13 protein-coding genes and 1 riboswitch are annotated in these 13,418 nt (G+C 37.2%); of the genes, 2 read left to right on the top strand and 11 right to left on the bottom strand.

The window, feature by feature from the left end; all coding sequences use genetic code 11:
- The 5 genes from H9650_RS12490 to safA all read right to left on the bottom strand — a co-directional run bounded on the left by H9650_RS12490 (position 1) and on the right by safA (position 5,254).
- On the bottom strand, positions 1–804 hold the full coding sequence (locus H9650_RS12490) for an alpha/beta fold hydrolase (RefSeq protein WP_191697359.1): 804 nt from the start codon (positions 802–804) through the stop codon (positions 1–3).
- A 164-nt stretch (positions 805–968) separates the two neighbouring features.
- Positions 969–1,703, bottom strand: a complete 735-nt coding sequence (locus H9650_RS12485) for an amino acid ABC transporter ATP-binding protein (RefSeq protein ID WP_191697358.1) — start codon at positions 1,701–1,703, stop codon at positions 969–971.
- Positions 1,704–1,720: 17 nt separating this feature from the next.
- The gene (locus H9650_RS12480) at positions 1,721–2,482 is read right to left on the bottom strand and encodes an amino acid ABC transporter permease (RefSeq protein ID WP_144540145.1); all 762 of its coding nucleotides are present in this window, start codon (positions 2,480–2,482) and stop codon (positions 1,721–1,723) included.
- 111 nt (positions 2,483–2,593) lie between these two features.
- Positions 2,594–3,430, bottom strand: a complete 837-nt coding sequence (locus H9650_RS12475; RefSeq protein WP_191697357.1) for a transporter substrate-binding domain-containing protein — start codon at positions 3,428–3,430, stop codon at positions 2,594–2,596.
- A 127-nt stretch (positions 3,431–3,557) separates the two neighbouring features.
- Positions 3,558–3,740, bottom strand: a riboswitch (Lysine riboswitch).
- Positions 3,741–4,645: 905 nt separating this feature from the next.
- Entirely contained in the window at positions 4,646–5,254 is a 609-nt protein-coding gene (gene safA / locus H9650_RS12470; RefSeq protein ID WP_191697356.1) for a SafA/ExsA family spore coat assembly protein, read from the bottom strand.
- 300 nt (positions 5,255–5,554) lie between these two features.
- Here safA and pgeF point away from each other — a divergent pair, with 300 nt between their 5' ends.
- Entirely contained in the window at positions 5,555–6,316 is a 762-nt protein-coding gene (pgeF, locus tag H9650_RS12465; protein WP_191697355.1) for a peptidoglycan editing factor PgeF, read from the top strand.
- A 278-nt stretch (positions 6,317–6,594) separates the two neighbouring features.
- Here the strand turns inward: pgeF and splB are convergent, their stop codons facing one another.
- The 5 genes from splB to H9650_RS12440 all read right to left on the bottom strand — a co-directional run bounded on the left by splB (position 6,595) and on the right by H9650_RS12440 (position 9,641).
- Entirely contained in the window at positions 6,595–7,623 is a 1,029-nt protein-coding gene (splB, locus tag H9650_RS12460) for a spore photoproduct lyase (RefSeq protein WP_144540153.1), read from the bottom strand.
- A gap of 14 nt (positions 7,624–7,637) precedes the next feature.
- Complete coding sequence (locus H9650_RS12455; RefSeq protein ID WP_144540155.1) at positions 7,638–7,859, bottom strand: transcriptional regulator SplA domain-containing protein; 222 nt, start codon at positions 7,857–7,859, stop codon at positions 7,638–7,640.
- 108 nt (positions 7,860–7,967) lie between these two features.
- Positions 7,968–8,477 carry a QueT transporter family protein gene (locus tag H9650_RS12450; RefSeq protein ID WP_225216060.1) on the bottom strand — a complete coding sequence of 170 codons (510 nt, stop codon included), beginning with the start codon at positions 8,475–8,477 and terminating at the stop codon, positions 7,968–7,970.
- A 132-nt stretch (positions 8,478–8,609) separates the two neighbouring features.
- A complete protein-coding gene (locus tag H9650_RS12445) occupies positions 8,610–9,365 on the bottom strand; it encodes a 3-oxoacyl-ACP reductase (RefSeq protein WP_144540157.1) in 756 nt (251 codons plus the stop codon).
- A gap of 51 nt (positions 9,366–9,416) precedes the next feature.
- Complete coding sequence (locus tag H9650_RS12440; RefSeq protein WP_144540159.1) at positions 9,417–9,641, bottom strand: DUF2829 domain-containing protein; 225 nt, start codon at positions 9,639–9,641, stop codon at positions 9,417–9,419.
- A 314-nt stretch (positions 9,642–9,955) separates the two neighbouring features.
- Here H9650_RS12440 and H9650_RS12435 point away from each other — a divergent pair, with 314 nt between their 5' ends.
- Positions 9,956–11,371, top strand: coding sequence for a LysM peptidoglycan-binding domain-containing protein (locus H9650_RS12435; protein ID WP_144540161.1), 1,416 nt, complete (start codon positions 9,956–9,958; stop codon positions 11,369–11,371).
- 139 nt (positions 11,372–11,510) lie between these two features.
- Here H9650_RS12435 and H9650_RS12430 read toward each other — a convergent pair whose 3' ends face one another.
- Complete coding sequence (locus H9650_RS12430; protein ID WP_154312021.1) at positions 11,511–13,070, bottom strand: malate:quinone oxidoreductase; 1,560 nt, start codon at positions 13,068–13,070, stop codon at positions 11,511–11,513.
- Positions 13,071–13,418: the final 348 nt, after the last annotated feature.

Here is a 13,418-nt window from a genome sequence, read left to right as displayed (position 1 = left end):
TCACTGCATTTGGTAAAGATACTCTTTAATCAGCTGTATTGTTTCATGTGGGTGACTTAGATGAGGATAATGTCCCTTCACATCCATTATTTTAAAATCACTTTTCTCAATATGGCGATGTAAGTATTCACCTACCTGAATAGGAACAATACTATCTTCTGAGCATTGGATGATTAATGTTGGAATAGATGATTTCTCTAAATCCTTACGATGGTCGGAAAAGAATGTCACCTCCGCAAATTGCTTTGTAATCTTCGGGTCGGTTGAGCTAAAACTTTTTTCTACTTCTTTTGCCACCGCAGGGTGCACGTCATTAGCGGCTACTATTGGAGCCATATAGCTTGCCCATCCTATAAAATTCATCTCCATCATATCTAACATTTCATGAATATCTCTTTCTTCGAATCCTCCAAAATACTCTCTATCATTAAGATACCTTGGGGATGGACCAATCATAACCAAACTTTTAAATGCCTCAGGTTTTTGAATGGCTGCTAGCATACCGATCATGGAGCTAACGGAATGTCCAACAAAGATTACTTCGTGAAGCTTCAATGCCTCTATTATATCTAGCACATCTTGAACATAGCCTTTAAGTGAACCATATTTCTCAGAATTATAAACCTTTAAATTTGAATCTCCTGACCCAACATAATCAAACAAAACAATTTGATATTCTTCTTCAAATGAAGGGACAATATTTCTCCACATGGTTTGATCACAACCGAAACCATGGGCAAACATTATTACTTTTTCCTTGTTCCCTATTACTTTTACATTATTTCGTTTTAGTACTTCATTCATGAAAACACCTCTAGTTTTTTTCCTTATATAAAAGGCTTCCTCTTCTTTTAAAAGGGAAGCCTTACATAGATTTGATAATTTATCCATTGCATATATTACCAATATACTATTTTATCTATTTTTTTTCTACACAAAAAGGTGAATTGATACTAACAACCTAGAGTTTATTTCAATGTTCTTTTTAAGAATTCTCTCGTTCGATCTTGTAGAGGATTGTTAAAAATTTGCTTTGGAGGGCCTTCCTCCGCAATAACTCCCTTATCCATAAAGACTACTCGATCGGAAACCTCCTTGGCAAATTCCATTTCATGAGTAACAATTAACATTGTCAAACCAGTGTTCGCAAGCTCTTTCATTACTTTTAACACTTCCCCCACCATTTCTGGGTCAAGTGCTGATGTAGGCTCATCAAAAAGCATTACATCAGGCTCCATAGACAAGGCTCGTGCAATAGCAACTCTCTGCTTTTGACCTCCGGACAATTGCTTTGGTTTAGCATTAACGTAGCCATCCATGCCTACAACGTTTAAGTATTTCAGTGCAATTTTCTCGGCTTCTTCCTTAGAACGCTTTAATACCTTTACCTGTCCAACTGAACAGTTACCTAACACATTGTGATTATTAAACAGATTAAACTGTTGAAAGACCATTCCAAGCTTCGTTCGGTAGGAATGGATATCGTGCTTATTATCGAGAATATTCTCCCCTTGATAAATGATTTGCCCACCACTTGGCTTTTCCAACAAATTAATGCAGCGGAGAAGAGTCGATTTTCCCGATCCAGAAGAGCCAATGATGCATACAACCTCGCCTTTTTTAACAGAGAAATCGATATCTTTTAATACTTCATGTGCTCCAAAGGATTTGCTTAAATGTTGAATTTCAATTACTTTTTCCATAGTTGCTCCTCCTTTGCTTACTGATTTTCATGTGGACCTTTTGGTAGGACTGCCATTTGCATCGGTTGACCAATGACTGTATAGTTTTCAGGTCCATCCAATTTCTTCTCAAAATGACGTAATATCAAGGTAACAGCAAATGTCATGATGAAATACAAGATACAAGCTACAAAAAATGACTCAAAATATCTAAAGTTATTTCCTGCAACTGATTTTGTTTGGAAATACAGCTCAGTGACTCCGATTACATTCAACACAGAGGTATCCTTAATATTAATGATAAATTGGTTACCTGTTGCAGGAAGTATATTGCGGATAACTTGAGGTAACACAATATGAAGCATCGTTTGAATATGCGTCATCCCTATTGCTTGAGAGGCTTCAAATTGACCCTTGTCTATGGAAATAACTCCGCCTCGAACAATCTCCGCCATATAAGCACCCGTGTTTATAGAAACAATGAAAATAGCAGCGAGTAGACGATCCATGTCTAAGCCAAAGGCCAATGAGGAGCCGTAAAAAATAACCATTGCTTGTACTATCATTGGTGTGCCACGGAAAAACTCTATATAAATAGAGAGCATTAAGTTAACCAGCTTAAGAAAGTATCTTTTAATCCCCTTTTCCGGCATAGGAACAGTTCTTATAACTCCTGCCAGCAAACCGATGATAGCTCCGAAGATAGTTCCAATAATGGATATTAAGAGGGTTACTCCGGCTCCTCGTAAAAACATTGGCCAATTATTTGTAATGATGGATATAATCCATTCTAAACTCATAGTCTTCCTCCTTACATACTAGCTGACCCATAAACACACTTTCCAAGGAAAGTCAGTAAATGCTGTAAATAATGAAACGGCTGCAAAATAGTAGCAGCCGTTGTTATATGCTTATTCTGCAGCTGGTTGATTTAAAATAGCATTGTCCATAATTTCTTGTCGCTCTTCTTCTGAGATTCCTGCTAAAACTTTATTGATTTTGTCTGTTAAGTCACTTTCCTTTTTCAATCCTACTGCAACGGCTGTTTCCTCTTCATCTGCCACGAATCCTTCTGTAAATTCGATCATTACAAATTTATCATTTGCTGATGAAGCACTAATCCCTTCTGGACGTTCAGATACATAGCCGTCAATCATTCCAGATTCTAGTGCCACACGCATTGCAGGGAAATTATCTGATGCCGGTTGTTTTTTTACTCCTTCAATTTGGTCAATAACCCCGTAGTGAGAAGTATTTAATTGGCCAGTAATTTTCGCCCCCTTAAAGTCTTGAATGGAGGTAGCATTTTCAAATGTCCCACCCTTTTTTACCACCATAACAAAGTTGGAAGTATAATAGTTTTCGGAGAAATCAATTGTTTTTTTACGCTCTGCAGTTGGTGACATCCCTGCAATAATTGCATCAATTTTGCCGGATGTTAGGGCTGGAACTAAACCGTCCCATTCCGTTTTAACAACAACGAGCTCTTTACCTAAGCCCTCAGCTATTTTTTTAGCAATTTCTACATCGTAACCACCAGCATATTCTGCATTACCGTCAATTTTTACGCCACCATTTTTGTCATCCATTTGAGTCCAGTTAAATGGTGCATATCCTGCCTCTAAACCTACTGTAAAAGTATCTTGATCAGAAGCTGATCCAACGCTTTCTTCCTCTTTTGTTCCACAAGCTGCAAGCAGTAAAATGGTTGATAATAATAATGTTAAAGTGAATAGACTTTTTTTCATCTCTATTAATCTCCTTTTTTAAATTAGTATATGTATGCATGCATACAAAAAGGACAACCGTACAAAAAAAGACCTGAGATAGACTCAGGTCATATATGTATGGTTGCCCTAAATCCTCTACTTTTCCCCATGAGATAGCACACCATTATAAACCGGGACGTTTATAACGGACAGTCCTGCAATTATTCACTGCAGACCCAGCATGTAATAATGAGTTTATTACAAACTTCGGCGACATTTCCTTCTCCCTAGCATCACAGCTACTCAAGCTCCACTAAGGACTGTTAAATATCGCGCCTCTACCTCACTTCTATAAAGCGAGGTTATATTCAATTATTGTTCATAGTCTACATCAGAGATTTTCATCTGTCAACATCTGTTCTATTGATTAAACCAAATATTACTATTATTAGATTGTAATCTCTTTAGAATTATTTCATTACCCATTTAAAAAAAGCTAATAATCCGAGGAATTGCTAAGAAAAGTCTGCTAAAGTAAACGCATTTTCAACTTTATCAGACTTTTCTTTTTCCCTTTGGGCATAGGTTCCGAGGGGGAGCGATAAGCCATCACCGTCGCTTGCGCATCTTTTATGAGGTCTTATCTGTCTCAGTCGTCCCACAAGAGGCGCCGCCTGCCGCTCCAATCATAAGTTTTATAGTAAAGAGAAAGGAATATAGATAAAACTAACTCATTTATTTAAAGCTATTAATAAAATACTTTTCACTTTGACTATTTGATTAACAAGTGATGGTTGATTTCCGCTCTCAGCGGACGCTTTCCGTGGGGTGAGGATAAGCCATCACTGTCGCTTGCGCCTCGTTTGTGATGTCTTATCTGTCTCACTCATCCCACCGGAGTCGCCGCCTGCCGCTCCAATCAAATAAAGCTCGCTTTAAAAGCCTCCATATACATTCTAGGATCTCTTAGACCATTCGTTGATTGGTTGAAGCCCCTTTCTAGATGAATTTCCATTTTGAACGGGAAGAAAAATGTTTCACATGAAACTTTATATTATAAAAAAAACATGAGATAAGCTGGTTTGACATTACATGCGACAGTATGGCTTATCGCTATACTCCACAGAAAGAATTCGTTTAAAGCGCAACTTTAGCTATTTATAATTTATGCTTTTCATTTTTCTCATCTTATCGGAAAACTGCAAAAAAGAGCGCAAATGACTTGGCTACTGCCTTCATTTGCACCCTTTTCACTTATTTTTGTATAAACATTTGTGTCCAGTAGTTACCGTCTTTTACATAACCTACACCAATATGAGTATAGTTTTTGTTTAAGATATTCGCTCTATGACCTTCACTGTTCATCCAAGCATCTACTACTGCTGCGGCTGTTTTTTGACCCATAGCAATATTTTCTCCTGCAGATTTATAGCTTATTCCAAAATTCTTCATCATTGTAAATGGAGTTCCGTAGACAGGACTAGTGTGACTAAAATAGTTTTTCTCGTGCATATCCTGTGATTTATATTGCGCTACTCTTCCAAGCTCCCAATCATATTTTAATGCTGAAAGACCCGCGTTTGCTCTTTCCACATTTACAAGTTTAATTACTTCTTGTTCTATACTATAAGAATCGTTTGAAGGGACATTGATTTTTTGACCTGGATAAATAAGGTCCGCATTTTCTAATTGAGGATTTTCCTTGATTAATTCTGAAACACCTGTTTGTGTCTTCACAGCAATTTTCCATAAAGAGTCTCCTGATACTACTGTATAGGAATTAGCTGCAAATGCAGTGATAGGCATTAATAACGTTAGTAATAGTAGTCCTACAATAGCTACTTTAATTTTTTTCTTAAACATTGTAATCTTCCTTTCCTTCTTTAACTCTACTAATATAGTAAATTAAAAAAAGAATGGAAATCATCCCTTAATAATTGGATGCAATTTTACAGGTATATTACAAAGGAACTCAACAGAGAGACAAAGCTCGGTATTAAACGAATTCATGCTTATTCGAAGGTAATATTTTTGAAATATTCAAGGAGGAAAATTCCTCTATAGACAAAATCTTTTCCGATTATCCCTTCCTTACTCGAACTGACCATTCTGCTCTCCTATACAACTTCCAAGGATTATACTATATTAAAAGTGGGTGATTATATGAATATTAGGAAATATTTAAATAACGAGCGTTTTATCTTAGGAACGACAATGAAAGACGTTACTGCTTTAGAAGAGAACAACATGGCTTTACACGTTTGTGAAAATCCAAAGAATATATTGGAAAATCGCAAGAGACTGGCGGAGCAACTCCAATGTAATTTGGATGATTTTGTTTGCGCCAATCAGACACATAGCGCCAATTTCCATAAGGTAACTGCAGCTGATAAGGGGCGTGGAGCAAGGCTGTTAGATACTGCCATTAAGGATACAGATGCTCTTTATACATTTGAACCAGATCTTTTGTTATGTAGTTTTACAGCAGATTGCGTCCCTGTCATTTTCTACAATGAAAAAAATAATCTGGTGGGAGTAGTACACTCTGGCTGGCAAGGAACGGTCAAAGAAATTACAAGGAAACTGTTTGAGTATTTAAAACAACACGAACACTGTAACCCAAATGACTTTCATGTACAAATTGGCTCTGCACTCAGCCAAGAAAAATTTGAGGTAGATGAAGATGTCTATAAAAAGTTTAAAGATTTAGGCTATGCGAACGACTTTATGTACTATAAAAATGAAACTGGTAAATTTCATATCGATAACCAGCTCACCGTCCAAAAGCAATGTGAGCTTGCTGGTATTCCACTTGAACGTATTTCAATCGATCGAACATGCACATTTTTAAACCCTGATGGTTTCTCTCATCGAGAAGACAGAAATACAGGTAGACATTTAAGTTTTATCATGCGGAAGAAATAACCTTTCAAACACATCACTAATTGAGCTGATGTGTTTTTTTATTGAAGACATCCATTTGAATTAAATTTCTTTATATATTAATTTAAATTTCTTTTTGGCTGGGGGAAGTCTATCTTTTTTGGAGCTACTAGAGAACACTAACATTACTTCACCATTTGAGAACGATAGTATAGAGAATGCTTTACTTTTTGTTGAAAAATGGTTAATAAAAAAAGATTTTTTCATATAAATTATAAAATAGCCTGATTCCCCTTTTGAGGAATCGGGCTATCTGCTTTTTAAGTAAAATATTCAAATTTAGCATTAGGAAAAAACTTTTCCATATAACTGTAGAGATGTTCTTTAATATCTTCCTCTTCTTCTTTTTGATAAATATATTTCCCTATCCCATATTTTCCCCACTTTATTCTTCTGGATTCTTCATCTAGCTCAAGCTTGGTCATAGGATAGTTTTTTTCGATTACTTTTTTAGCTGGTTTAGTAAAGCGATGCTGTATGAATTCAAAGGTTATATTATCGCGGGCGTCCTTTGGAAGTTCAGCATCTAATCTTTCAAACATATGATAATATCCTTCTTTCCAACCTTCATGAAGGTAAATTGGAGCTACGATAAATCCCAAGGGGTAGCCTGCTCTAGCAACCTTCCCAGCTGCCTCAATACGCTTATCCAGTGGAGAAGTACCTGGTTCGAAATTTTTAATCACATAATCAGCATTCACACTAAAGCGAAATCTCGTGTTCCCATTATGCTTTGCGTCCAATAAGTGATCTACAAAGTGAAACTTTGTCACAAATCTAAGCCTGCCAAATTCTGATTGACCAAAATGTTCAATTGCCCTTTTTAATGTATGTGTAAGATGGTCGATTCCCACTATATCAGAAGTACAGGATGCTTCAAATCTTGTGATTTCTGGTGCACGTTCCTCAATATACTTGTCAGCTGCTCCGAGAATTTCCTCCACATTTACATACGTTCGAATATACGGCTTGCTTCCCATCGTCGTCTGTAAATAGCAATAATGACAATGCCCCATACATCCCGTGGCGAAGGGAATTGCATATTCAGCTGAAGGCTTAGAGGAATCAAATTTCAATGTCTTACGTATACCAACTACTAGCGTAGACTTAGCAATACGATATTTTTGAAAATCATTATCGCCTGGAAGGTTTCGTATTTGGTTGTGGGAAGTCGTATAGTGAATTTCTTTTCCCAGCTTTTCAAATTTCTCTTTCAGCTCTCTACCTAGAGGATATTCAAGCGCCTTTGGCTCAAAATATACAAGCTGGGGTGTAAATGGTTTTCTCATGTCCAACCTCCGTCTTATTGAAAATAATGACGATATGCTTGTTCCGCTTCATAGGCGCTTGCATAAATAGCCATGTCAGTCGTTAAAGGGTAATACGTTTCATAAACAAAAACAGCCAATTCGTCAGGGTTTTCTGGGTTATTTACTACTGCCGCCGATTGAATGTTAGCTACGCTTTGAATATGTGGGTTACGGTAAAAAATATAAACAATATCACCTGCTGTATAATCTTCCATCTGCTTCTCTCACTCCTAGCTTTTCCACCTAGCTTGGTTTTCCTGAGAGAATTTATGTAATAAATAAAAGTGAAAAAACCACATTCGCTTAAAGCGAATATGGTTTAGTTATTTAGACAAGTCTATTCTCTTATTTAATAAATATATAGCAATTCCACCAACAGTCATCGAGAACAATTCACTTAGCCCGACTGTTAAATAGGTATACCAAAAAGGAAATTCCAGCATAATAGCTAACTGCCCTGCAACTGTAAACATGGAAAGCGCAAAGATAATAGCTGTAATCGCTATTTTCCATATTTCACTGGTCAATCTCTTAGTGACCTTCCGACAAAGTATCAATACAAGGAAAGTTGCAATTCCACCAATAGGCACATCGAGCATCCAGGTTGGGGACATAAAATTAGCAAGGACTACACCTAATGTAATTGCCACAACATAGCGCTTATTGTATAACGCCAAATAGTTAAACATCTCGGCTAAACGTAGTTGGATGTTTCCAAAGCTAAAAACAGCTAAAAGTACTGTTACAGCAACATATAAAGCTGCAACCATAGCTGTCTTCGTTAACTCATTTACCGAGGAACGACTTGAGTCCTTCAAAAAGGTAGTATTCAATTTACATTCTCCTTTATAAAATAGCAAACTGCTATTTTAGTAATAACTACGACCAAAGGATTCCAAGTGCCGTAGTGCAAGCAAAATTGCTTACTCGGATAGTATATCAGGAATTATTGCCATTTAATATAATTATTTGGCAATCCATCCTCCATCAATGGGTACGACTGCTCCATGAATATAATCTGCTGCATGACTAGCAAGGTAAAGAGTTAGGTTTGCCACTTCTTTTGGCTGTGCCCACCTTCCTGCAGGTGTTTCATTGGCTACCCATTTTGCTATTTCTCCTTCTCCTGCAAAATCAGCATTATTCATTGGGGTCTGAATCGCCCCTGGAGCAATAGCATTTGCTCTTATGCCCTCACGGCAGTAATCTATATCCAATTGCTTTGTGTATCCTATAATGGCGTGCTTAGAGGCTGTATAAGCTGCTCCTCCACCTCCTGCTACTAATCCGGCAATAGAAGCCATATTGATAATGACTCCTGATTTTCTTTCAATCATTTGAGGGAGAACTGTGTTTGTTACCAAATAGGTTCCTTTCACATTGGTGTCCATGATTTTATCCCAAAGTGTTTCATCTGTTTCTAGAGTCTTTGAATAATTGTCTAAAACCCCAGCTGTATTGAGTAAAATATCTATTTGCTTAAATGTCTTGAGGGCTATCTCAAATGCTTCCTCTACGCTCTTTTTATCGCTTACATTTCCAATGTAGTACGAAAAACAAGACTTATACTGGTCTTTTAATGATTTAAGTCCGGCTCCATCAACATCTAAACCAAATACGTTGGCCCCACACTCGATAAATGCTATAGCTTGAGCTCTCCCTATACCAGAAGCAGCTCCAGTAATAAGAACCGTCTTCCCTATGTACTCCTCAAATTTCAATATGATTCCTCCTAAATATGAAAAGTCCACGATATCTCGTGGACTTTTAGTTTATTTGCTTACAATAACCCAATCCTCAGCCAATAAGTCACAAACGGTTGGGGTAAACATTGTATATCCTTCTCCTTCTACATTAATCAAAAAGTAAGGATTTAGATTTTCTCCATCATGCTTGCTTTGTCCAACTAGCATTACGTACAATTCCGCACCACCCCAGCCTTGTCTAATTACTTTTTCCCCAGATTTTAAACGTGGTAATATCTCTTCAAACATCATTGTTATTCACCCTTTATCTTCCCTATATATTTTCTAACCAAAATTATACTAGATTGTAAAATGGCAAACAACTAAAGGAATAGCTGCTCTTTTCATCTCCTTTAATTTTATACAGATCTTGTATGTAGAAGATGTGATTATTTTAGTCAATATTCTTTAAGCACCTAAAACACAGAATTTTGTATATTAGTCGATTGGTCCGGTCGTTTTTGATTTTGGAAATCTATTGATTTGATAAAAATAATAAGTTTCACATTTATATTCGTTTAACAAAACATATACTTTATTAAACCTAAGAAAAAAGGAGCTGCCCATTGATCATATATGTCGTCAATAATGGTGATACGCTTTGGGGAATTGCTAATCGTTATCAAATAGATGTAAATGCCATTCAACAAGCTAACCAATTGCCTGATCCAAATAATCTTCTAGTTGGCCAATCTCTTGTCATCCCTATCTATGGGATTTACCATACGGTTCAAAATGGAGAAACTTTATGGTCGATTGCACAACAATACGGTGTTTCTGAACAATCTATTCTTTCTTCTAACAGACTGCCTAACCCAAATCTCTTATATCCTGGTGAGCGAATTTTTATTCCTCCTATTATTCATGTGGTACAGCCCGGAGAAACGCTACGGCAGATTGCTAGCCTTTACGGAACTACTATCCAAGCTCTAATCAGTCAAAACTCTCTCCAAACTCCCGGTCTCCTCTACCCAGGAACACAATTGATTATTCCTAGACCAAAGCCTATAACTGAAGTGAATGCCTACACCTATCAGAAAGAGGAAGATGCCGTTCAGACGGTCAACAGTCTTCAATCTCTCCTGACCTATATTAGTCCCTTTGCATACAAGTTAACAGAGAATGGGGATTTAGAACCCTTAAAGGATGAACTTGTATTAGAAGCAGCTGTTTCCAATGATATTGTACCGATGATGGTCATCACCAATTTTTCTTCCACAGAAGCTGGCACTAATCTAATGCATGTCATTTTCTCTAGCCCAGACATATTAACAAAATTAATGGCAAATATACTTCAGATCATGGAGGACAAAGGCTATCGAGGTTTGAATATTGACTTGGAAAATGTGTTACCGGAGGATAGAGATGCTTATACTGCCTTTCTCCAGCTAGCAGTAGACACACTACATCCTAAAGGTTACTTTGTTTCAACAGCTGTTGCTCCTAAATTTAGCGACACTCAGTCAGGTTTACTTTATGAAGCACATGATTATGAAGCACATGGGAGAATTGCAGACTTTGTTATATTGATGACGTATGAATGGGGTTGGCGCGGCGGACCTCCTCAAGCAATTTCTCCTATCAATCAAATGAAGAAAGTAGTAGAGTACGCTTTGACTGTTATGCCAGCCGATAAAATATTTTTAGGCTTTCAAATTTATGCACGAGATTGGCGAATACCTCACGCGCAAGGACAAATTGCGGAGACATTTAGCCCTCAGGAAGCTGTTAGAATAGCTACTGAGCATAAAGTAAGAATTCAGTTTGATTCAATCGCTCAATCTCCTTTTTTTACCTATACCGATGAGCAAGGTCAAAAGCACGAGGTTTGGTTTGAGGATGCCCGTAGCGCTCAAGCTAAATTTAACTTGGTCAAACAATACCGTTTAAGAGGTATTAGCTATTGGGTGCTTGGCTATCCCTTCCCTCAAAATTGGGTATTGTTAGATGATAACTTTGAAGTAAAGAAATTAAAAGAATAAGCGCTGGACCTTGGACTAAGAGGTAAGTCGCTTTTACTGGACGAACATTTGAAGTACACTTACTTCCTTATTCTAATACAAAAAACCTACCATCTTTAAATAAATGGTAGGTTTTTTGCACATTTATATGGATAAAAGCTTAGATGATATCATCGATTGCTTCTTTTACATCTTCCAAAGGTTCGATGTTCTCTATCGTTTTTCCTTCACCTTTAAGTTTAAGCGTTTCGGCTGTTTCCGCATGTACTTCCTTAAGTAGTTCTGGATTATTCATTAAGGACAGACCATAAGAAGGAATCATTTCTTTAATCTTTGGTTCCCAATCATTTATATGCTCTGGGAAGCAACGTTTAAGGACATCCAACATAACTGGAACAGCGGTAGAAGCTCCTGGAGAAGCTCCTAATAATGCGGCAATAGAACCATCCTCAGCTGTGATAACCTCTGTACCAAATTGAAGAGTTCCTTTTCCGCCTGCTTCCGTATCCTTGATAACTTGTACACGTTGACCTGCTACAACTAAATCCCAATCCTCTGCTTTAGCATCTGGGATAAATATACGTAGCTCTTCCAAACGTTGTTCTTTTGATAACATTACTTGTTGGACTAAATATTTTGTTAAAGACATTTCTTTTGCACCCGCAGCTAGCATTGTAAATAGGTTATGTGGTTTAACAGAAGTAACTAAATCCAGCATAGATCCTGTTTTTAGGAACTTTGGTGAGAAACCAGCGAACGGTCCAAATAGTAGTGATTTTTTATTGTCAATAAAGCGAGTATCTAAATGCGGCACAGACATTGGTGGAGCTCCAACTGCAGCCTTACCGTATACCTTTGCATGATGCTTCGCTACTACGTCTGGATTGTTACATACCATGAAGATCCCGCTAACTGGGAAACCGCCAATATGTTTCCCTTCTGGAATACCTGATTTTTGTAGAAGATGCAGACTTCCTCCGCCACCGCCGACAAAAACGAATTTTGCAGTATGAGACTCGATTTTCCCCTCTGCGTTGTTCTTCACTTTCACTTCCCACTTACCGTCTGGCGTACGATTCAAATTTTCTACACTATGCTGGTAATTCACTTTTACATTTTTGCTCTTTAAGTGTTCAAATAGCATACGTGTTAAAGCGCCAAAGTTTACATCTGTCCCAGAGTCAATTTTAGTTGCAGCAATTGCTTCATTGGCCGCACGGTTTTCCATGATTAGTGGAATCCATTCTTTCAATTGTTCCGAGTCGTCAGAGAATTCCATTCCCTCAAACAATGGGTTCTGTGTCATCGCTTCAAAACGTTTCTTTAAAAATTCAACGTTTTCTTTCCCCTGAACCATACTCATATGAGGTAAAGGCATTATAAAATCCTGTGGGTTCTGGATTAACTTACTTTTTACAAGATGTGACCAAAATTGCATAGAAACTTGGAACTGTTCGTTTACATTGATTGCTTTTGTGATATCGATAGAACCGTCTGGCTTTACAGAAGTGTAGTTAAGCTCACATAGAGCTGCATGTCCTGTACCAGCGTTATTCCATTCATTTGAGCTTTCTTCTCCTGCACTATCGAGCTTCTCAAATACTTTTATATCCCACTCCGGTACTAATTCTTTTAAAAGTGTCCCTAAGGTCGCACTCATAATACCGGCACCAATTAAGATAACATCTGTTTTAGTTTCTGTGTTGCTCACTTTTACCATCCCTATACTTTATATTTGCAGAAACAATGTTAACGCTACCAAAACAAATGGTTAAGTTAACAACGTTTCTGACTCTATATAACCATGACTTTGCTTGAAATTTGTTTATAAGTTCAGAATATCTATTCTATTATAATATAATTGTCCCTTTTTTTAAAGTATGTAGAAATTGTGAATTAATTCTGATTGAATCAATTTCATCATTCCTGTTTTTACGAAAAGAAAACGAACAATAAAGAAAGAAACAATGATATATACATGCTTTTCTTAGAGTATAATGTACTTGATTTCCGCTCTAGGCGAAAACTTTCTTCCAGGTAAGCGATAAGCCATCACCTTTGCTTACAC

This window comes from Psychrobacillus faecigallinarum (assembly GCF_014836595.1).
GTDB lineage: Bacteria > Bacillota > Bacilli > Bacillales_A > Planococcaceae > Psychrobacillus > Psychrobacillus faecigallinarum.
This window is presented reverse-complemented; position numbering and strand designations above follow the sequence as displayed.